Below are 20,998 nucleotides of genomic sequence, written 5' to 3' on the forward strand. Positions count from 1 at the left end.
TCCTTACCCTCCCCTTGAGGGGGAGGGTCGGCCTTCAGGCCGGGGTGGGGTGGGAAGCGCAAGCGCTTCCGAGTGAGGCAAGCCATACAGGGCCGCGTAAATGGTGTCGAGAACGCCGTTCAGGTTCTCGGAGAGTTCGGCGTTCCAGAAGCGGACGACGCGATAGCCTTCCGCTTCGAGCCATCGGGTTCTGGCCTCGTCCTTGGCGGCGATTTCATTCTGGGAATGGTGGCCGCCGTCGAGTTCGATCAGCAGGCGCGCCTTCAGGCAGGCGAAGTCGGCGACATAGGGACCGATGGGGACCTGGCGGCGGAAGTGGCTGCCATAGACGGGGATGCGTTTCAGGGCGCGCCAGAGGCGCTGCTCCGGCTCGGTGGTGTTCGAGCGGAGCTGCTTTGCTCTTTCGCGTCTGAAGCGGCTGATGTCGGGCATGATTGCTTTCGGTTGCGGTGCCACCCCACCCCGGCGCTTGTGCGCCGACCCTCCCCCTCAAGGGGAGGGTGAAGGAGCGTCAATCCTTCCGGGCCGCCTTCACGTCGGCCTCGCTCGGCATGAAGGCGGCGCCGTCCTTGTAGGTCCAGTCGGTCATGCCGCCGGTTGCGCCCTTCTGGACGAGCTTGCCGACCCAGGCGCCCATGGTGGACTGGTTGTCGATGCCGCGCATGGTGACGGGGCCGATCACGGTATCGAACTTCGCATCCTCGAGCGCTTTGATGACGGCTTCCGTTTCGGTGGAGCCGGCGCGCTCGATGGCGTCGCGGATCATGTAGGCCACCATGTAGCCCAGCAGCGAGCCGAGGCGCGGCGTCTCGTTGTACTTGGCCCGGTAGGCGTCGATGAAGGCCTTGTGCTTGGGCTCCTTGATCTCGTCCCAGGGATAGCCGGTCACGGTCCAGCCCTCGGGCACCTCGTCCTTCAGCGGCAGGAGCCATTCGGGCTCGCCGGTCAGGAGAGAGAGAACGGTCGCGTCCTCGAAGAGACCCCGGGTGTTGCCCTCGCGGACGAACTGGGTGAGGTCGGGGCCGAAGAGCACGTTGAAGATGCCGTCGGGCTTGGCCTGCTCGAGGGCCGACACGGTGGCGCCGGCCTCGATCTTGCCGAGCGCCGGATACTGCTCGGCAACGATCTCGGCACCCGGCACCTGCTCCTGGATCAGGCGCTTGAACACGGCGGCGGCCGACTGGCCGTATTCGTAGTTCGGCGCCACGATGGCCCAGCGTTTGGCGCCGGAGGCCTTGGCCTGCTCCACCAGCATGCCGACCTGCATGAAGTTGTTGGGCCGGACGCGGAACGTGTAGGGGTTGCCCTGCGCCATGGTGATGGCGTCGGTGAGCGGCTCGGCCGCGATGTAGACGATCTTCTTCTGGTTGGCGAAATCCGCCATGGCGACGCCGACATTCGACAGGAAGGAGCCGAAGAGCAGCGAGACGCCCTCGCGGCTCACGAGCTCGTCCGCGACGCGGGTGGCGCTGCCCGGGGTCGCGCCGTCGTCGCGGGAGATGATCTCGATCTTGCGTCCAAGCACGCCGCCCTTGGCGTTGATCTCCTCAATGGCCATCTGCCAGCCGTTGCGGTAGGGCACCGTGAATGCCGCCCACTGCGCATAGGAATTCAGCTCGCCGATCTTGATCGGAGGCTGCTGCGCCTGAGCCGCCGGCGCCCCAAGGGCGAGCGCCGCTCCAAGAGCAAGCCAGCGGATCGTCGATATTGTCGCCATCACGGCATCCCTTCCATCGAGAATGTGCCTGGATTTAGGGCCAACCGGGTCGAGAAGAAAGACACAAACCGCCAAGGTTCGTGAAATCCTGCCTTGCCCGTCACCGGGAGAGGATGACACATTCGCTCCTCCTTCGTTCCCTCGAGTGACAGGCTCATGCTTCTCGACCGTGACCCCGCCCATGCTTTCATGCCCTATCCGGCCGTACCGGCTCCCCATGCGCCGACGGGGCCGCTATCCGGCCTGACCTTCGCCGCCAAGGACCTGTTCGACGTGGCGGGCTATCCGACCAGCGCCGGATCGCCCCACATGCTGGCCATGTCAGGCGTCAGGACCCGCACGGCGCCCACCGTCCAGAGACTTCTCGACTCCGGCGCGCGCTTCGTGGGCAAGACCATCACGGACGAGCTCGCCTTCTCCATGAGCGGCAAGAACGCCCATTTCGGCACGCCGGTGAACGGCGGGGCGCCCGACCGGATTCCCGGCGGCTCGTCCTCCGGGTCGGCGGCGGCTGTGTCCAATGGCTTGTGCGATTTCGCCCTCGGCACCGACACCGGGGGGTCGGTGCGGGCACCGGCCAATCATTGCGGCCTCTTCGGCATCCGGCCGACCCATGCCCGGGTGAGCCTGGAACTCTGCCACGACCTTGCCCCCTCGTTCGACACCTGCGGCTACTTCACCCGCGACGGTGCCACCTTCGAGCGGGTGGGCGAGGTGCTGCTGGGCGAGGATCCGACGCCCCTGCCGCAGACGCCCCGGGTGCTCCTGGGGCTGGACGCATTCGGGCTGCTTCACAAAGAGGTGCGGGAGGCCCTCGCGCCGGCCCTGCGCCGGGCCGAGGCCGTGCTGGGCGAGCCCCAGGAGGTCGAGGTGGCCACGGAGGGCTTCACGGCGCTCTACTGGGCCATGCGCTATATCCAGAGCCGGGAGGCCTGGGCGACCGATGGGCCGATGATCGAGCGCTACAACCCGCCCCTCGGCCCCGGCGTGGCCGACCGGTTCGAGTTCTCCAAGGCGGTGACCGACAACCAGTTCACGGAAGCCCAGGTGATTCGCGCTGCGTTCCGCAAGCGCTTCAATGCCATGCTCGACGGCGCCGTGCTGATCCTGCCGACCATGCCGGATATCGCGCCGCTTCTCACCGAGAGCGACGCATCCCTGAACGACTATCGCAACAACGCCCTGAACCTGCTCTGCCTGTCGGTGCTCTCCAGCCTGCCCCAGGTTTCGATCCCGCTCGCCTCCCGGTCCGGCGCTCCGCTGGGGCTGTCGATCATGGGGCCGGCAGGGTCGGACCTGAGCCTCGTGCGGCTGGCGCGCCGCATCGCGGAAGGCGCATAGCCGAGGGCACCCATCGGGGACCCATCGGACGCGGCCGGAGTTACCGGCAGAGCGAGAAGCAAACCACGAGCCTCACGAGGGGAAGCCATGACGCATCCAGCCGTTCACCCGGAAACGCCGCATGTGGCGGTGGCCAGCGCCTGCGTGCTGGGCGAAGGGCCGGTGTGGGATCACCGCTCGAACACCCTGTTCTGGGTCGACATCAAGAACCCGGGTGTCTGGCGCTATCGCGCGGAGACGAAGGAGCATTTCCGCATCGACGCGCCCGAGCGGATCGGCTTCATCGCCCTGACGCCGGATGAGGATGTGGTGGTCGCGGGCTTCAAGTCGGGCCTCGCCCGCTTCAACCTCAAGACCGGCGCGGTCGAACCCATCGTATCTCCCGACAAGGACAAGCCCAGCAACCGCATCAACGACGGCCATGTGGGGCCGGACGGGGCGATCTATTTCGGCACCATGGACGACGAGGAGGAGAGCGCCTCCGGGGCGTTCTGGCGCTGGGACGGGAGGGAACTGACCCAGTTCCATTCCGGCATCGTGGTCACCAACGGCCCAGCCTTCAGCCATGACGGCCGCAGGATCTACGCCACCGACACCATGGGCCAGACGATCTTTGCCCTCGATGCAGGCGAGGGCTCCATCGGCGAACCGCGTCCCTTCGCGCGCTTCGAGCAGAGCTGGGGCTATCCGGATGGCATGGCGGTCGATGCGGAAGGGCATGTGTGGGTCTGCCACTGGGGCGCCTCGCGCATCACGCGCTTTGCTCCCGACGGCACGGTGGAGCGGACCGTCTCGGTCCCGACCGCCCAGGTGACGAAATGCGCCTTCGGCGGGCCCGATCTCACCACCCTCTACATCACCACCGCGTCCATCGGCCGGGATCCGCATATCGACGTGATGGCCGGCCATCTCTTCAAGGTGGAGACGGGCGGCATCCGTGGGCTGAAGACCAACATTTTCGAAGGGTAGGCACCATGAGCATCGAGCGCTTCGGCTCCCTCGACGGGCAGGACGTCCTGCAGGTCTCGCTGGTAGGTCCTGACGGCATGGAGATGAAGGTCCTGACCTGGGGCGCCGTGGTGCGCGACCTCGTCGTGCCGTCCAAGGCCGGTCCCCAGCGGGTGGTGCTCGGGCTCAACTCCATCGAGGATTACGTCGCCCATTCCCCCTATTTCGGCGCCATCGTCGGGCGCCACGCCAACCGCATCGGTGGCGCGTGCTTCACCCTGAACGGGGAGGCCTATCGTCTCGATGCCAACGAGGGTCGCAACCAGCTGCATGGCGGCTCGATGGGCTTCGGCACGCGGCTTTGGAGCATCATCGATCACACCGACACCAGCGTCACTTTAAGCCTCGTGTCGGAGGACGGCGACATGGGCTATCCGGGCCGGCTTGTCGCCACCTGCACCTACACGCTCCTGCCCTCATGCGGCTTGCGGATCGTGCTCGAGGCCACCTGCGACCAGCCGACGCCGGTCAATCTCACCACCCACGGCTATTTCAACCTCGACGGCAGCGCGGACGTCCTTTCGCACCACCTCATGATTGCCGCCGATTACACCACGCCGACCCGTCCCGACCTCATCCCGACGGGGGAGATCCGGCGCGTGGCGAACACGGGCTACGATTTCACCACCTTGAGGCCCATCGGGGCGGCCGAGTTCACCCAGGAGCGCATCCTCTACGACACCAACTACGTGCTTCACGGACCTTACGGGGAGCTTCGGCACGCCGCGACCCTGGCGTCGCGCAAGAGCGGGGTGTCCATGGATCTCTGGACCACCGAGCCCGGCCTCCAGTTCTATGACGGTCACCTGATGGACATGCCGGTCCAGGGCCTCGGAGGGGTTCGATATGGCCGGCATGGAGGGCTCTGCCTCGAGCCGCAGCGCTTCCCCGACAGCCCCAATAAAGCCCATTTTCCGTCGTCTGTTCTGATGCCCGGTCAGGTGTCTCGCCAGGTCAGCGAACTCAGGTTCTCTCGCTGACGGAAGGAACTTTGCTCACGCAGGGTTGTTCTTCTTTGTAGGCGTTGCGTTCTCAGACAAACACAACACGGTGGGGGAAGGCGCTCATGCCGGTGCTCGATGCCAAAGCTTTGGAAATTGATCCCAAAGGAATGACTTTCCTCAAGAGCATTCTGCGCCCGCTCGCCTCTTCCGAGGTAACCCCAAAGGATAGTCCCCGGATCGCCCGGATCCGGCTTCACATCCCGAGGCGGGTGCGCGAAGCCGTCACTGGAACGGCGTGACGGGCTCTGTCGAGCCCGCCACCTTTCTCACTCAAGCATCTGCACCCGCAGCGACCAGCCCGCGCTTGGCCAAGAGAGCGTCCGCCGTCGGCAGCCGTCCGCGGAACGCCGTGTAGGCTTCGGCCGGATCGCGCAGATTGCCGGCGGAGTAGATGAAGCGCTTCAGCTTGTCGGCCATGTCCCGGTTGAAGGCGTCGCCCGTTTCCTCGAAGGCCGTGAAGGCATCCGCATCCAGCACCTCCGACCAGAGATAGCTGTAGTAGCCCGACGAATAACCGTCGCCGGAGAACACGTGCGTGAAATGCGGCGTGCGGTGGCGCATGATGATCTCGCGCGGCATGCCGATTTTCTCCAGCGTCTCCGCCTCGAAGGCCGACGCGTCGAGATTGCTCAGATCCCTGCGGCGGTGCAGTTCGAGATCGACGAAGGCCGAGGCGAGGTACTCGACCGTGGCGAAGCCCTGGTTGAAGTTGCGCGCCGCCATCAGGCGCTCGAGCAGTTCTTCGGGAATTGGCTCGCCGGTCCGGTAATGGGTCGCGTAGCGGCGCAGGATGTCAGGCTGCGAGAGCCAGTGCTCGTAGAGCTGCGAGGGCAGCTCCACGAAATCTGTCGAGACGGCCGTTCCCGCCAGCAGCGGATAGGTCACGTTCGAGAGAAGACCATGCAGGCCGTGGCCGAACTCATGGAATAGGGTGCGGGCATCGTCGAAGCTCAGGAGCGACGGCTCGCCCGCGCCGCCCTTGGCGAAGTTCATCACGTTGACGATGATAGGGCGAATGTCGCCGGTGAGCCGTTCCTGCGACCGGAAGGCGCTCATCCAGGCGCCGCTGCGCTTCGACGAGCGCGCGAAGTAGTCGCCGATGAAGGTGCCCACATGCCGGCCTTCCGCATCCATCACCTGCCAGGCGCGAATGTCGGGATGGTACTTCGGGAAGTCCTTCAGCTCCTGGAAGCTCAGGCCGAAGAGCCGATGCGCCGTCTCGAAGGATGCTTCGATGATGCGGTCGAGCTGAAAATAGGGCTTGATCGTCGCCTCATCGAGATTGTGGCGCGCCATGCGGACCTGATCGGCATAGTAGCGCCAGTCCCACGGCTCGATGGCGATGTTGTCGCCGATGGATTGCGCCTGGGCCTGCAGGTCGTTGCGCTCCTGCTGGGCACGGGCGCGGGCCGGCGCCCACACGTCCTTGAGGAGCTTCATCACGTTGTCGGGCGTCTTGGCCATAGTATCGCTGAGCTTGAAATCCGCGAAGGTCTCGTAGCCCAGGAGCTTTGCCCGCTCGGCGCGCAGGGCCGCCGTCTCCGCAATGATGGCCTTGTTGTCGGTCGCATTGCCGTTATCGCCGCGTGCGGCCCAGGCCTTGAAGGCCTGCTCGCGCAGGTCGCGGTGCTTGGAGAATTGCAGGAACGGCTCGATGCTGGAGCGGGAGAGGGTGATGACGTGCTTGCCCTTGAGCCCGCGCTCTTCTGCGGCCTGCGCGGCTGCCTCGCGCAGGAAGGACGGCAGCCCTTCGAGATCCGCCTCGCCGTCGAGAACGAGCTGGTAGGATTTCTCGTCCGCCAGCACATTCTGCGAGAACTGCGTGCCGAGGCTCGCCAGCCGTTCGGTGATGGCGGCAAGCCGCTTCTTCTCCTCGGGCCCGAGCTTCGCGCCGGCGCGCACGAAGATCGTGTGATAGCGGTCGAGAACGCGCATCTGCTCAGGATCGAGCCCGAGGCTCTCGCGCTTCTCGTAGAGCGCCGCCACGCGCCGGTAGAGCGCCTCGTTCATGAAGATGCTGTTGCGGTGCTTGGCGAGAACCGGCGCCATCTCGCGCTCGATGGCCTGGAGCGCGTCGTTGGTGTGCGAGCCTGCGAGGTTGAAGAACACGCCGCCCACCGTCTTGAGCGTCCGGCCGCTGCGCTCAAGCGCCTCGATGGTGTTGGCGAAGGTGGGCGCTTCCGTGCTCTCGGCAATCGCCCCGATCTGGGTCTGCTGTTCGGCAAGGGCATGATCGAAGGCCGGCCTGTAATGCTCCGGCGCGATGCTCTCGAAAGGCGGAAGACCGAACGGGGTCGTCCATGGCGTGAGAAGGGGATTGCCTGCGAGAGCCGCGTCTGAAGCCGTCATGATCGCTCCTGCCTGTTGATTGGGAGGCCTGAAGTTTTAATCGCGTCAGCCACCCACGGAAAGGGGGCTCGAGTTTAATGCGGCCCGGCTACCGGCAAGGTGACGCTGCAGGAAGGCGAGCGCCCTGCGGGTCGCATCTTCCTCCGCCGCACCCCTGAAGCCATGGCCTTGGCCAGGATAGACCTTGATCTCGTGCGGCACGTTCTGCTGGCGCAGCAGGGCCTCCACCGCATAGGCATTGGCCACCGGCACGATGGGATCGGCCGCGCCGTGCAGCACCAGGGTCGGCGGCAGGCGCGACGTGGTGGGAATGGCGCCCTGCGGCAGCGGCCCGAAATAGTTCACCAGCGCCTTCACACGAGGATCGGTGCTCGACACGGCCAGCCCCAAGGCGGCACCCAGGGAAATGCCCACGATGCCGACCCGGCTCGAATCGGCACCCGGATGCTTTGCCGCGAAGGCGAGGGCATCCTGGACGGTGCTCATCCACGGCATGAAGTTCTGGAACAGGGTGCTGAATGAGGCCCGCTTCTCGCCCGTCCGGTCGAGATAGTGGACCAGGTGAACCTGATAGCCGGCGGCCGCCACCTCGCGGGCCGCGTCCCGATATTGGGAGTTGTAGCTCAAGCCATCGGCGCCGTGCAGCATGAGGAGCGTGGGGCGGGGCGAGGCGCCGGAGCCTTGAAAGGTTTCGACGGCAATGGCCTTGCCGCCGCTCGTGAACGAGTTGCGCTGTGCGGTGACGGGCATCGAGAGGGACTTGTCCTGTTTGGCCTGGGCACTGGAAGAGGCAGCAAGGGCTGCCCCGATCAGAAGGTTTCGTCTGGTGATCGACATGGGAGTTTGAAGCCGTTCGGCGGGAATTTCGTCCCCTTGAAATGGGTGCGCGTCCCTAAGGCTTGCAGATGGCAAAAGGTCCCAGCATTTCGCTCAGACAAGCTTTCGGCCAAGCTTAAGGATCGTTTCAGGCTTGAGCACGTTGTTTGCAGGCCAGCGAGATCGTCTCGCCGGCATGCAGAGATGACCTGAATGCGCCCCGGACCTACCCCTGTGCCCCCTCCGGAGACGGAAATCGAGCCCCCTGGCGTTCCGGGGCTTTCGGGCCTTCTCACCCTGGCCGTGTGTGTTGTCGTGCTGGCTGCGCTCTATGTCGGGCGGGAAGTGTTCCTGCCCGTCGTGCTCGCGATCCTGCTGGCCTTCGTGCTCGCGCCCTTCGTCGAGTTGCTGCGCCGGTGGCGACTGGGCCGGGTTCCGGCGGTCATCATTGCCGTTCTGGTTGCCTTGGGGATCATCGTGTCCCTGGCGACGGTCATCGGCTTCCAGGTGGCGGGCCTGGCATCCGACTTGCCGCGCTACCAGAGCACCATCGAGACCAAGATCGGCTCCCTGCGCGAGGGTTCGCTCGGCAAGCTGCCGGCGCTCCTGAAGGATTTCGGCCGTCGCATCGATCGGGCCGTCGCGGAGCCGCCTCCGGAGCAGCAGGCGCCCGCATCTCCCAGTTCCACCACGCCCCCGCCACCCGCGGAGCCAAATCCTCTGCCGGTGGAGGTGCACGAGCCGGAGCCGACGCCGGCCCAGGTCGCCCAGAACGTGCTCGTGCCCCTGCTGGAGCCGCTGGCCACCATGGGCATCGTGTTCGTCGTTCTGGTCTTCATCCTGATGCAGCGCGAGGATCTGCGTGACAGGATGATCCGCCTGTTCGGAGCCAGCGACCTGCATCGCGCCACCGCCGCCATGGACGATGCCGCGCGGCGCCTCAGCCGGTACTTCCTGACCCAGCTCGCGCTGAATGCATCCTTCGGCGTCGTGACGGCCGTCGGCCTCTGGCTGATCGGGGTGCCGAGTCCGATCCTGTGGGGCGTCTTCGCCACCCTCATGCGCTTCGTGCCTTATATCGGTTCGTTCCTTGCCGCCGTGCCGCCGATCCTGCTGGCCGCGGCCGTCGATCCCGGTTGGTCGATGGCGCTCATGACGCTCGCCTTCTACGCGATCGGCGAGCCGATGATGGGCCATGTGGTCGAGCCCGTGGTCTATGGGCAGAGCACCGGCCTCTCGCCTTTCGCCGTGGTCATCTCGGCCATCTTCTGGACCTGGATCTGGGGACCGGTCGGCCTGCTCATCGCAACACCCCTGACCCTTTGCCTCGTGGTGCTAGGCCGGCATGTGGAGCGGCTCGAGTTTCTCGACGTGCTGCTCGGCGACAGGCCGGCCCTGACGCCGGCCGAGAACCTCTATCAGCGCATGCTCGCCGGCGATCCGGACGAGGCGCTCGAATCGGCCGAAGTCCTCCTCAAGGAGCGTTCGCTCACATCTTACTACGACGAGGTTGCGCTGCGCGGGCTTCAGCTCGCCGCCAACGATGCGACCCGCGGCGTTCTCACCTATCGCCAGCTCGACCAGGTCAAGGACGTGATCCGGGCCTTGGTGCAGGATCTGGGCGGGCATGACGATGTGGAACCCGAGCCGGAGGACACCGAGGATGAGCCGGTTGCGGCTCCTGCCAGCGAGAAACCTGCCAACAAGGATCCGGCGGTGCCCGAAGCGCTGCCGGAGGAGAGCCTGGTTCCGGAGGCCTGGAGGGCTGAAGGCGCGGTGCTGTGCATCGCGGGCCGCGGTCCCCTCGACGAGGCGGCCTCCGAGATGCTGGCGCAGCTCCTCGGCAAGCACGGGCTCGGCACCCGCGTGGTGCCGCACGAGGCCGTGTCGCGCCGGCAGATCTTCAACCTGGACATGACCGGCGTGCAGATGGTGTGCATCAGCTATCTGGAGATCAGCGGCACGCCCGCGCATCTGCGCTACCTGTTGCGGCGGCTGAAGCAGAAGGCGAAGGCTCCGACCCTGGTCGGCCTCTGGCCGGCGGAGGATGCGGTGCTGAAGAGCGAGACGATGCGCGCGACGCTCGGCGCCAATTACTACGTCTCGTCCCTGCGAGATGCGGTTGTGCAGTGCCTGAAGGCAGCCACCGGCGAGGAGAAGCTGCCGGAGCCGGCCAATTCATCGGATGCAGAGCAGGCAACGGCGGCCAAACGGCTGCCGCTGCCTGCCTGAAGGTTCAAGCTGCGTCTTCCTTCAGGAAGTTCTCGGCGTAGTGGCAGGCCACCTGCCGCCCGTCGAGTTCCCGCAGGGCTGGACGTTCGACCTTGCAGCGCTCGGTCACATAGGGGCAGCGGGTCGAGAACACGCAGCCCTTCGGCGGATCGAGCGGCGAGGGGAGTTCGCCTTTCAGCACGATGCGCTTGCGCTTCACGCCGGTGATCCCGGGCGTCGAGGACAGGAGCGCCTGCGTGTAGGGATGCAGCGGCCGCGCGTAGATCTTTTCCTTCGGGCCGTGCTCGACGGCATTGCCGAGATACATGACCAGCACGTCATGAGCGATGTGCCGGACGACGCCGAGGTCGTGTGAGATGAAGAGATAGGCAAGCCCCATCTCTTCCTGCAGGTCGGCAAGAAGGTTGAGCACCTGCGCCTGGATCGACACGTCGAGGGCCGAGACCGGCTCGTCCGCCACCACGAGCTTCGGCGAGAGCATGAGCGCGCGCGCAATGGCGATGCGCTGGCGCTGTCCGCCGGAGAACATGTGCGGATAGCGGTTGTAGTGCTCGGGCCTCAGGCCCACCTTCGCCATCATCGCGCGTGCGCGCTCGGTGCGCTCTGAAGCGGAGAGCTTGGTATTGATGGCCAGCGGCTCCTCCAGGATCGTGCCCACCTTTTTGCGCGGGTTGAGCGAGCCGTAAGGGTTCTGGAACACGAACTGCACCATGCGGCGCAGATCCTTGGCGTGGTTTGCCGGCGGGTTGACCGCATCGATGCCGTCGAGAGACAGCTCGCCCTCGGTGGGCTTCTCGATGAGCGTCACCATGCGGGCGAGCGTGGACTTGCCGCAACCGGATTCGCCCACGACCGCAAGGGTCTTGCCGGGCTCGATGGCAAAGGAAATGCCGCCGACCGCCTGCAGTTCGGCCGGATCCTTGAACAGGCCGCGCTTGATTTTATAGACCTGCTTCAGGCCCTTGGCTTCGACAACGGGAGCCTTCACGATGCAGCCTCCGTCCCAACGGGATGATCATGCTGGATCTCGGCGTTCCGGTTCGGGTCGCCGAGGGGATAGTGGCAGCGGATGTGACCGCCGGCCCAGGCGCGCAGGTCAGGGCGCACGCTGCGCGAATGCTCCGTGGCATAGGCGCAGCGCGGGCTGAACAGGCAGCCCTTCGGACGGTCGTAGAGGCCCGGCACCACGCCGGGGATCGTCGCGAGACGCCCGCCTTCGCTGCGCTCCGGCAGAGCCGCCAGGAGGGCCGCCGTGTAGGGATGCTGCGGCGAGGCGAAGAGGTCGGCAGCCGAACGCTCCTCCATGATCTGCCCCGCATACATCACCATCACGCGCTGCGCGGTGTCGGCCACCACGCCCATGTTGTGGGTGATCATGACGAGGCCCATGTTGCGCTCCTTCTGGAGCGAGATGAGCAGATCAAGGATCTGCGCCTGGATCGTCACGTCCAGGGCGGTCGTCGGCTCGTCGGCGATGAGCAGCTTCGGGTTACAGGCAATCGCCATGGCGATCATCACGCGCTGGTTCATGCCGCCCGAGAGCTGGTGCGGATAGGCCGATAGGCGGCTTTCCGGCGACGGAATTCCGACCTGACCGAGAAGCTCGACGGCCCGGCGCTCAGCAGCCTTCCGGTCCATGCCCTCGTGCAGGCGCAGGGTTTCGGTCAGCTGGAACCCGATGGTGAAGGATGGGTTCAGGCTGGTCGTCGGCTCCTGGAAGATCATCGCGACGTCCTTGCCCGTGAGCTTGCGCCGGTCCTTGTCCGAGATCGTCAGGAGGTCGCGGCCGTTGAACGCGAGCTTGTCGGCGCGCACGCGGCCGGGGAAGGGGATGAGGCCCATGAGGGCCAACATCGTGACGCTTTTGCCGGAGCCGGATTCGCCCACGACGCCGAGAACCTCGCCCTCTTCGAGCGTGAGGCTCACGCCGTCGACGGCCCGCATGATGCCGCCTTGGGTCGGGAATTCGACCGACAGGTTTTCAATTTCAACAAGAGCCATGATCAGCGCTTCAGTTTTGGATCGAGGGCGTCGCGAAGACCGTCACCCAGAAGATTGAAGGCAAGCACCGTGATGAGGATGGCGAGACCGGGGAAGGTCACGACCCACCAGGCGCGGAGCACGAACTCGCGGGCATCAGCCAGCATGGTGCCCCATTCGGGAGACGGCGGCTGTGCCCCGAGGCCGAGGAAGCCCAGGGCCGCAGCGTCCAGGATCGCGGTCGAGATGCCGAGCGACGCCTGAACGATCAGGGGCGCGGTGCAGTTCGGCAGCACTTCCTTGAACATCAGGCGCGTCGTACCGGCGCCGCTGACGCGGGCGGCCGTCACGTAGTCCTTGGAGGTTTCGGTGATCACCGCCGCGCGGGCCAAGCGCACGTAATGCGGCAGGATGACCAGAGCGACCGCCAGCATGGCGTTCATCAGGCCCGGGCCCAGCACCGCCACGATTACGATGGCGAGCAGCAGGCTCGGCAGCGTGAGGATGATGTCCATCAGGCGCATGATGAAGATCTCGGTCAGGCCGCGGAAGAAACCCGCCACGAGACCGAGCACCGTGCCGACCAGGATGGAGATCGCGACCACGAAGATGCCGATGAGGAGCGACAGGCGCGCGCCGTAGATCAGGCGGGAGAGGATGTCGCGGCCGATTGGATCCGTGCCGAGCGGATAGGCAAGCGTGCCGCCTTCCTGCCAGAACGGGGGCTTGAGCGCGATCGAGGTGTCGGTCAGGTAGGGCGAGTGGGGCGCGAGCACGTCGGCCAGCAGCGCCACCAGCACGACGGCCACGATGACAACCAGACCGGCGACGGCGCCGTGATTGGCGCTGAAGTAGCCCCAAAACTCGCGCAAGGGGTGAGGAGGGGTGGCCGTCGGCGCTGCGACGGCCGGAGCTTCCATGGTTTCAGTGGTCATCGCGTATGCCTGATGCGAGGATTGATGAGGCCGTAGGCGAGGTCGACGAGAAGGTTCACGCTCATGACAACCACACCGAGCAGCAGCGCGCCGCCCTGCAGGACGGGATAATCGCGCCGGAAGATGGCATCGATGAGCCATTTGCCCACGCCGGGCCAGGAGAAGATCGTCTCGGTCAGGATCGCGCCGGTGAACAGCACGCCGATCTGCAGGCCGATCACGGTCACGACCGGGATCAGCGCATTGCGCAGGGCGTGGAGGGCGACGATCCGGAAGCGCGAGAGGCCCTTGGCCTTGGCGGTGCGGATGTAATCCTCGCCGAGAACCTCCAGCATGGCCGAGCGGGTCATGCGGGCGATCACCGCAAGCGGCACCGTGCCCAGCACGATGGTGGGCAGGATCAGGTGCTCGACCGCCGACCAGAAGGCCTCCGGCTCATCGGATAGGAGCGTGTCGATCAGCAGGAAACCGGTGATCGGCTCAATGTAGTAGAGCACGTCGAGGCGGCCCGAGACGGGCGTCAGGTCGAACTGCACCGAGAAGAGCAGGATGAGGATGAGGCCCCACCAGAAGATCGGCATGGAATAGCCGGCAAGCGAAATGCCCATGACTCCGTGATCGAAGATCGAGTTTCGCTTGATGGCCGCGATAATGCCGGCCGGAAGGCCGAGAAGAAGAGCGAAGATGATCGCGCAGGTGGCGAGTTCTATGGTTGCCGGGAACAGCGCCGCGAACTCGCTCAGCACCGGCTCCTGCGTAATCATCGACTTGCCCAGGTCCCCCTGGAGGACGCGGGACAGGTAGATCCCGTACTGCACGAGGATTGGCTGATCGAAGCCGTACACCTTGCGCAGTTCTTCGAGGCGGGCGGGATCGATACCGCGCTCGCCTGCGAGAGTTTCAATCGGATCGCCCGGCACGAGGCGGATCAGGAAGAAGGCCAGCAGCGTGATTCCGAGGAAGGTCGGAATGATCAGGCTGACGCGGGTGAGAATGAATCTGAGCATCGTCTGAACGTAAAAAGGCGGAGCGGCTCGAAAAAGCCGCTCCGCCGTAGGTTGAAGGGATTAGCTTACTTGCCCTTGATGTCCACGCCGTAGAAGGTGTGGCGACCGAAGGGCGAGAGCTTGAAGTCCACGACTTCCTTGCGGATCGGCTTCAGCTGCACGGCGTGAGCCACCGTGAACCAGGGAGCCTGCTCCTTGAAGATCTTCTGTGCTTCTTCGTAGAGCTTGGTGCGCTCGGCCTGGTCCGTGGTGACCTTCGCCTTCGTCACGAGATCGTCGAAGGGCTTGTAGCACCACTTGGCGATGTTGGAGCCCGAGTTGCTCTGCGCCGAGGCGCAGCCCAGCAGGGTGTGCAGGAAGTTGTCCGGATCGCCGTTGTCGCCGGTCCAGCCGAGCTGAGCCATCTGGTGCTCGCCGGCCTGAGCCCGCTTGCGGTACTCACCCCACTCGAAGCTCTTGATCTCGGCCTTCACGCCGATCTTGGCGAGGTCGGCCTGCATGAGCTCGGCGATGCGGCGCGCATTCGGGTTGTACGGACGCTGCACCGGCATGGCCCACAGGTCGGTCTCGAGACCGTTCGGGTAGCCAGCCTCGGCGAGCAGCTTCTTGGCCGCTTCCGGGTTGTACTCGTCTTCCTTCACGTTCTCGTTGTACGACCACATGGACGGCGGGATCGGGTTCTTGGCCGGAACGCCCGAGCCGAGGAACACGGCGTCGACGATCGCCTTCTTGTTCATGGCCATGTTGAAGGCCTTGCGGACGCGCACGTCGTCGAAGGGCTTCTTCGTGGTCTGATAGGCGAGGTAGCCGACGTTCAGGCCGGGCTGCTCGAGGATCTGGACGTTCTGGTCCTTCTTCATGGCCTCCAGGTCAGCCGGGTTCGGATACGGCATGACATGGCACTCGCCCTTCTGGAGCTTCGCCCAGCGCACGGAAGCGTCCGGGGTGATCGAGAAGACGAGGTCATCGAGGGGCGCCTTGCCGCGGAAATACTCGGGGAAGGCCTTGTAGCGGATGATCGCATCCTTCTGGTAGTTGACCAGAGAGAACGGACCCGTGCCGATCGGCTCTTGGTCGATCTTCTCGGGCGTGCCGGCCTTCAGCATGGCATCGGCGTATTCCTTCGACTGCACGCTCGCCCACATCATGGCGAGGTTGGCCAGGAACGGAGCCTCAGGGCGGTTCAGGGTGATGCGAACCGTGTGGTCGTCAACCTTCTCCACCGACTTCAGCAGGGCGGGCATGCCCATGTCGTTGAAGTAGGAGTGGTTCGGGCTGGTGACCTTGAAGTAGGGATTCTCTTCCTTCCACTGACGCTCGAACATGAACACGATATCGTCGGCGTTCATGTCGCGTGTCGGCTTGAAGTTCTTGTTGGAGTGCCACTTCACGCCCTTGCGGAGGTTGAAGGTGTAAACCGTGCCGTCGGGGGAGACCGTCCAGCTCTCGGCGAGGCTCGGCATCACCTTCGTGCCGCCGCGCTCGAATTCGACGATGCGGCTGTAGATCTGCTCGGCGGCGTCGAAGGACGTGCCGGTCGTGTTCACGCCGGGGTAGAAATTCTCCGGGCTGCCTTCCGAGCAGTAGACGAGGGTCTTGGCGGCCAGCGGAGCGGCGGCCAGGAAGGCCGGAACGCAGATGGCTGCGAAAAGGGCTGATTTTTTCATTACCTTTGGTCCTCTGAGACGGCTCTACTCATGGCCGTTCTGTGACGGAGTTAAGGTGCGAAGCCCCGATATTGTCAATCTGTCCATGCAACAATGGATAATTTTTAGAGGAAATTTACCATTTTCTGCCCGCGCGGCAGCGCAAAACAGAGCGTTTTGGGGTCAATTTTCCGCGATTCTTCACAATCTGGACGATTTTCTATTGGGCAGGCTTGTCCACAACCGGGCTGGGCATCGGCCCGGCAGGAAAGACCATCATTTCTGCCCCCGCTTGGTCGCCTCGCCGACCTTGGTGGCGAGATCGGTGCGGCTGAACGGCTTGTGCAGCATCAGATAGCCGTCCGGAACGCGCTTGGGATCGGCGTATCCGGTGACGAGCAGGATGCCGAGGCCGGGACGCACCTCGCGGGCCTTGTCGGCGAGCTCGGTTCCCGTCATGCCCGGCATGGCGAAGTCCGCGATCAGCACGTCGAGCTGATCGTCGGCCTTCAGGATGTCGAGGGCCGACGATCCGTCGGCCGCTTCCACGACCCGGTGGCCCATCTCGTTCAGGTAGGCCGCCGTGACCGTGCGCACCTCCGCATCGTCATCCACGAGCAGGATGCGCACCTTGGGAGCATCTGGGGCAATGGACTGCTCCTCGTGGTGTCCGTCGTCCTGCGCCTTCGCGGCGCGCGAAAGGTAGAGCTCCACGGTCGTCCCGGCCCCGACCGTGCTGTGGATCGTCACCGTGCCGCCGGATTGCTGCGCCAGGCCGTAGACCATGGGAAGTCCCAGGCCCGTGCCTTTGCCCACCTCCTTGGTGGTGAAGAAGGGTTCCAGCACCCGCGCCAGCACTTCCGGCGGAATGCCCATGCCGGTATCCGCCACCGAGATCACCACGTAATCCCCTCCGGCGAGATCGGTGATCCGGTCTTCCTCGACCGCCTCGTTCCGCGTGGAGAGGGTGAGAACTCCGTTCTCCGCCATGGCATCGCGGGCATTGATGCACAGGTTCAGGATGGCGAGCTCGAGTTGGTCCGGGTCGACCATGGCGGCCCAGAGTTCGTCCGTGAGATGTCGCTCGATCCGAATCACGCCGCCGAGCGTGCGGGTCAGCAGGTCGCTCATGCCGGTGATGACCTGGTTCACGTCCACGGCCTGCAATCTCAGGTCCCGCTGGCGGCTGAAGCTCAGGAGCCTCTGGGTCAGGGACGCGCCCCGTTCCGCCGCATAGGTGGCGTTCTGCAGAAGACGCGTGAGGCGCGGATCGTCGGGTGCCCGGCGCGAGGCGAGATCCAGGCTGCCCAACACCGCCATCAGCAGGTTGTTGAAATCGTGCGCCACGCCGCCGGCGAGGGTGCCGAGCGCCTGCATCTTGTCGGCCTGGCGCAGGCGCATCTCCATCAGCTTGCGCTCCGTGATGTCGCGCTCGATCGTGGCTAGGTTGGCGACGCTGCCCTGCTCGTCCAGAATCGGGATGTGGTTGATGAGAAGCCACTGCGTCTTGCCGTCGGGCAGCGTGCGCTCCTCGATCACCTCGTCGGGCTGGCGCGCTTCGATAGCGCGGCGCTCCGCCTCCTCGATCATCGCCGCCCGCTCCGGGGAGACGTAATCCCTTTCCTTGCGGCCGAGGCAGTCGACGGCCGCGCATCCGAGGCTTTTCGCCTTGCCGGCGTTCAGGCGCACGAAGCGGCCTTCCGGATCCTTGAACGAGATCAGGTCGCCCGTGCTCTCCATGAGCCCGTGCAGGAGCGCGCGCTCGGTGTCGAGCTCCCGGGCCAGCAGGCGCCTCTGGTAGGCGGCGGCAACCATGTTGGAGAGGGCGGTGGGATCCCAGGGCTTGGGCACGTAGGCCATGATGCGGCCCTTGTTGACCGCGCCGATGACTGCCTTCAGGTCCGCATAGCCCGTGAGAAGGATCGCCTCGGCATCCGACACGCTTCGCGCCTTGGCGAGGAACTCGTCGCCCTGCATCTCCGGCATGCGCTGATCCGAGATGATGATGGCGACCTCCGGCTCGCGGCGAAGGATGTCCAGGGCCTGGACGGGAGACGAGGCCGTCAGCACCCGGTAATCGTTCTCGAACAGGTCCTCGAGGGCGATCAGGATATCGGGTTCATCGTCGACGACGAGGATCGTGCCATTCGTTGAAGTCATCTCGCTCGGCAAGGTCATGAAACAATCTGCCTCGGGATCGTGATGACGAAGCTGGCGCCGCCCGCCGGCCCTGCCGTCACCGTGATCGACCCCTTGTGGGCCTGGACCACGCTATAGGCGATGGCCAGCCCAAGTCCAGTTCCAGACCCGACGGGCTTGGTGGTGAAGAACGGCTCGAAGATGCGTTCCCGCAATTCAGGTGATATTCCCGGCCCCGTATCGGTGATCCTGATCGTATAGGTTGTCTCGTTACTCTCGGTTTCAATGTCTATGCCGCCGGTTCCCTTGATGGCGTCGGCGGCATTGCCGACGATGTTCATCACGACTTGATTGAGCAGCGCCGGCGAGCAGTAGAGGTCCGAAACCGCATTGTAGCGGCGGCGCACGTCGATCCGGGTGCCGAGCTTGTGCCCTAGGAGGGCCAGCACGGTCTCAATCGATTCGGGCACGTTGACGGTCTGGAAATCGCCTTCGTCCAGGCGTGAGAAGCGCCGCAGGTTCAGGACCAGTTCCTGGATCCGGCCGAGCCCCAGCTTCATGGCGCCGATCCGGTCGCGGGACTTCTGAACCTGCCGCTCGAGGCCGGCCTCAGGCGGCACCTTGGCGGCGATCTCCGTCAGAAGCCGCTCCACCGTTCCCTGGTGGGCCTGGATGAAGGCCAGGGGATTGTTGATCTCGTGGGCGATGCCGGCCACCAGCTCGCCGAGAGAGGCCATCTTGGCGGCCTGAACCAGCTGGGCCTGGGTTCCCTTCAGAAGGTCGTTGGCCTCCTCCAGCTCGCGATTCGCCTTGGCGAGGGCATCGGCCGAGGCGGCTTCGGCCCGGGCCCGAGCGAGGGCGATCTCGCGCTCGCGCAGCTCCGCCTCGATGCGCCAGTTCTCGTCCTGCATGAGCTTGCGCCGCACGAGCGCACGGATGCGCACCCGCATCCCGTCGGCTTCGATGTTGGAGGGAACGATGTCGTCCACGCCCGCGGAAAAGGCCCGGGCGAGCAGGTTGCCGCCCTCCTCGTTGCCGAGGCCCACGATGGCGAAGCTCGGAGCGTCCACTCCCGGCAGAGGCGCCAGGCCCCGGTAGACGTTGAGCTGCCGGCACAGCTCGATGCCGTCGAAGCCCGGGCTGAACAGGTTCACCAGGATGCAGTCCCAGGTGGCGTCGCTGGAGCGCACCAGCCGGAGAGCCTCGGCGGGATCCGCCGCGGTCGTCACCGCATAGCCCTCGTGGGCCAGCATGTTCTGGAGGTAGGTGCGCTGCGTGAGGCTGTCGTCCACGATCAGGATGCAGGCCCGGCGGAACGTTCCGAAACTCGGAGATTGCCGCTCCTCCCGCGAGTCGCCGACCGGCAGCGACCGCCGGCGCAGCAGCGCCTTGATGCGCAGGAGGATCAGCTCCTGTTCGGCGGATTTGGAGATGTAGGCGTCGGCTCCGCTCTCCAGACCCTGCCGCTCGACGGTGCGTTCGCGAGCCTCCGTGAGCATGATCACGGGAATGGCCCGGGTGCGGACGTTCAGGCGCATCTGCCGGGTCAGCTCATCCCCGTTCATGCCCGGCAGGTGAAAATCGGCGATGACGAGGTCGGGGAGCTTCTCATTGAGCCCATCCAGGGCGGCCTCCGCGGTCGAACGCCAGGAGACATGGAAGCCGTTCGTTTCCAGCATGTGGCGGAGCTGCAGGGCCTGGGTCTCCGAGTCCTCGACAAGAAGGATTTCTGCAGCCTGTGTCATGGAGCCTGCGCTCATTCGCCTTCTCCCCGGGCAAGACGCAGGATGCGGGGTGCGATCATGTCGATGGGCAGGCTGACATTGACGCCGCCCATGCGTGCCGCCGCCGCCGGCATGCCGTAGACGACGGCGGTGCTTTCGTCTTCCGCAACCACATAGCCGCCTGCCTGGCGCAGCTCGACGAGGCCCTGGGCACCGTCCTCGCCCATGCCGGTGAGGATCACCCCCAGGCCCCTGCGCCCGAGCGAGCGGGCCATCGACTGGAACAGCATCGTCGCCGAGGGCCGCTGGTTGCCGAGCGGCGGCTCCGCGCTCAGCTTCAGGGTGCCGGCGGGGGAGAGAAGGAGGTGCCGGTCGCCGGGTGCGACATAAACCCGGCCAGGCGTCGGAATCTCCTGGTCCTGAGCGAGACGCACCTCGAGGGGGATCAGCCCGTTCAGCCAGGAGGCGAAGCCCTCCATGAAGGGTGCGCCCATGTGCTGGACGAGCAGGATCGGCAGCGGAAAGCCCTGAGCCAGGGAGCCGAGAACCTTCGCGAGCGCGGGGGGGCCGCCGGTCGACGCGGCAATTCCCATGACGCTCGGGCGCGTCATGCCCCATTCCGGTTCGCGCCGGGATGCACTGGTCTCCCGCCACGACGTAAGCGAACGCTGCCGCACGACGGGCACCTGGCTCATGATGTAGAGCTGGGTGCAGATGGTGCTGGCGATGGCGGCATAACCGGCGCTGGAAAGGCCGACGGGCTTCTCCACCACCGTCAGCGCGCCGGCCCGCAGGGCGTTCATGGAAATCTTGAGCGAGGAATCCTCGATGCTGTCGGCGATGACCACGATGGGCGTCGGGTGCTCCGACATGATCCTGCGCGTGGCCTCCAGCCCGTCGATCCCGGGGAGGCGGATGTCCATGGAGATGACGTCCGGCTGAACGCGGCCGATCTCCCGCAGAGCCTCCTCGGCCGAGCTGACGGCAGCCGCCACCACAAGGCGCGGGTCGCTGGTGATGATATGGACGAGCAACTGGCGGACGACGAGGGAATCCTCGACGACCATCACCCGAACCCGCGACTGAGGCGCCATACTCAT

Annotated in this window: 17 protein-coding genes; 5 read left to right on the top strand and 12 right to left on the bottom strand. The window is 65.4% G+C overall.

Annotated elements, in window-relative coordinates; all coding sequences use genetic code 11:
• Nucleotides 1–3: 3 nt before the first annotated feature.
• Both JAO75_RS07600 and JAO75_RS07605 read right to left on the bottom strand, forming a co-directional pair.
• Nucleotides 4–432, bottom strand: coding sequence for an endonuclease domain-containing protein (locus tag JAO75_RS07600; protein ID WP_199047986.1), 429 nt, complete (start codon nucleotides 430–432; stop codon nucleotides 4–6).
• 79 nt (nucleotides 433–511) lie between these two features.
• Nucleotides 512–1,717 carry an ABC transporter substrate-binding protein gene (locus tag JAO75_RS07605; RefSeq protein WP_199047988.1) on the bottom strand — a complete coding sequence of 402 codons (1,206 nt, stop codon included), beginning with the start codon at nucleotides 1,715–1,717 and terminating at the stop codon, nucleotides 512–514.
• Between the two features lie 156 nt (nucleotides 1,718–1,873).
• On the opposite strand from JAO75_RS07605, the gene JAO75_RS07610 reads away from it, so the two are divergent.
• The 4 genes from JAO75_RS07610 to JAO75_RS07625 all read left to right on the top strand — a co-directional run bounded on the left by JAO75_RS07610 (nucleotide 1,874) and on the right by JAO75_RS07625 (nucleotide 5,309).
• Nucleotides 1,874–3,058, top strand: a complete 1,185-nt coding sequence (locus JAO75_RS07610) for an amidase (protein ID WP_199047990.1) — start codon at nucleotides 1,874–1,876, stop codon at nucleotides 3,056–3,058.
• Between the two features lie 87 nt (nucleotides 3,059–3,145).
• Nucleotides 3,146–4,027, top strand: a complete 882-nt coding sequence (locus tag JAO75_RS07615; RefSeq protein ID WP_199047992.1) for an SMP-30/gluconolactonase/LRE family protein — start codon at nucleotides 3,146–3,148, stop codon at nucleotides 4,025–4,027.
• A gap of 5 nt (nucleotides 4,028–4,032) precedes the next feature.
• Nucleotides 4,033–5,046 (top strand): aldose epimerase family protein, encoded by a 1,014-nt coding sequence (locus JAO75_RS07620; protein ID WP_199047994.1) that lies wholly within the window; start codon nucleotides 4,033–4,035, stop codon nucleotides 5,044–5,046.
• An 86-nt stretch (nucleotides 5,047–5,132) separates the two neighbouring features.
• Nucleotides 5,133–5,309 carry a hypothetical protein gene (locus JAO75_RS07625; RefSeq protein ID WP_199047996.1) on the top strand — a complete coding sequence of 59 codons (177 nt, stop codon included), beginning with the start codon at nucleotides 5,133–5,135 and terminating at the stop codon, nucleotides 5,307–5,309.
• A 31-nt stretch (nucleotides 5,310–5,340) separates the two neighbouring features.
• On the opposite strand, the gene JAO75_RS07630 is transcribed toward JAO75_RS07625, so the two are convergent.
• Both JAO75_RS07630 and JAO75_RS07635 read right to left on the bottom strand, forming a co-directional pair.
• Nucleotides 5,341–7,419 carry a M3 family metallopeptidase gene (locus tag JAO75_RS07630; protein ID WP_199047998.1) on the bottom strand — a complete coding sequence of 693 codons (2,079 nt, stop codon included), beginning with the start codon at nucleotides 7,417–7,419 and terminating at the stop codon, nucleotides 5,341–5,343.
• A 45-nt stretch (nucleotides 7,420–7,464) separates the two neighbouring features.
• Nucleotides 7,465–8,256, bottom strand: a complete 792-nt coding sequence (locus JAO75_RS07635; protein WP_246742410.1) for a dienelactone hydrolase family protein — start codon at nucleotides 8,254–8,256, stop codon at nucleotides 7,465–7,467.
• 192 nt (nucleotides 8,257–8,448) lie between these two features.
• Here JAO75_RS07635 and JAO75_RS07640 point away from each other — a divergent pair, with 192 nt between their 5' ends.
• Entirely contained in the window at nucleotides 8,449–10,467 is a 2,019-nt protein-coding gene (locus JAO75_RS07640) for an AI-2E family transporter (protein WP_199048000.1), read from the top strand.
• Nucleotides 10,468–10,471: 4 nt separating this feature from the next.
• On the opposite strand, the gene JAO75_RS07645 is transcribed toward JAO75_RS07640, so the two are convergent.
• From JAO75_RS07645 to cheB, 8 genes are all read right to left on the bottom strand, one after another.
• Nucleotides 10,472–11,455 (bottom strand): dipeptide ABC transporter ATP-binding protein, encoded by a 984-nt coding sequence (locus JAO75_RS07645; protein ID WP_199048002.1) that lies wholly within the window; start codon nucleotides 11,453–11,455, stop codon nucleotides 10,472–10,474.
• Nucleotides 11,452–12,468, bottom strand: a complete 1,017-nt coding sequence (locus tag JAO75_RS07650; protein WP_199048004.1) for an ABC transporter ATP-binding protein — start codon at nucleotides 12,466–12,468, stop codon at nucleotides 11,452–11,454. The genes JAO75_RS07645 and JAO75_RS07650 overlap by 4 nt, the downstream gene beginning before the upstream one ends.
• Nucleotides 12,469–12,470: 2 nt before the next feature.
• Nucleotides 12,471–13,382 carry an ABC transporter permease subunit gene (locus JAO75_RS07655; RefSeq protein WP_199048006.1) on the bottom strand — a complete coding sequence of 304 codons (912 nt, stop codon included), beginning with the start codon at nucleotides 13,380–13,382 and terminating at the stop codon, nucleotides 12,471–12,473.
• Nucleotides 13,379–14,389: an ABC transporter permease subunit gene (locus JAO75_RS07660; RefSeq protein WP_199048008.1), complete on the bottom strand. Its 1,011-nt coding sequence runs from the start codon at nucleotides 14,387–14,389 to the stop codon at nucleotides 13,379–13,381. Before JAO75_RS07660 ends, JAO75_RS07655 begins: the two co-directional genes overlap by 4 nt.
• 65 nt (nucleotides 14,390–14,454) lie before the next feature.
• Nucleotides 14,455–16,056, bottom strand: coding sequence for an ABC transporter substrate-binding protein (locus tag JAO75_RS07665; protein ID WP_199048010.1), 1,602 nt, complete (start codon nucleotides 16,054–16,056; stop codon nucleotides 14,455–14,457).
• Nucleotides 16,057–16,311: 255 nt separating this feature from the next.
• Entirely contained in the window at nucleotides 16,312–18,195 is a 1,884-nt protein-coding gene (locus JAO75_RS07670) for a response regulator (RefSeq protein WP_246742411.1), read from the bottom strand.
• A 14-nt stretch (nucleotides 18,196–18,209) separates the two neighbouring features.
• Entirely contained in the window at nucleotides 18,210–19,934 is a 1,725-nt protein-coding gene (locus tag JAO75_RS07675; RefSeq protein ID WP_199048014.1) for a response regulator, read from the bottom strand.
• Nucleotides 19,931–20,998, bottom strand: coding sequence for a chemotaxis-specific protein-glutamate methyltransferase CheB (gene cheB, locus JAO75_RS07680; RefSeq protein ID WP_199048015.1), 1,068 nt, complete (start codon nucleotides 20,996–20,998; stop codon nucleotides 19,931–19,933). The genes JAO75_RS07675 and cheB overlap by 4 nt, the downstream gene beginning before the upstream one ends.

The sequence above is a fragment of the Microvirga splendida genome, assembly GCF_016427565.1.
GTDB classification, from domain to species: Bacteria; Pseudomonadota; Alphaproteobacteria; order Rhizobiales; family Beijerinckiaceae; genus Microvirga; species Microvirga splendida.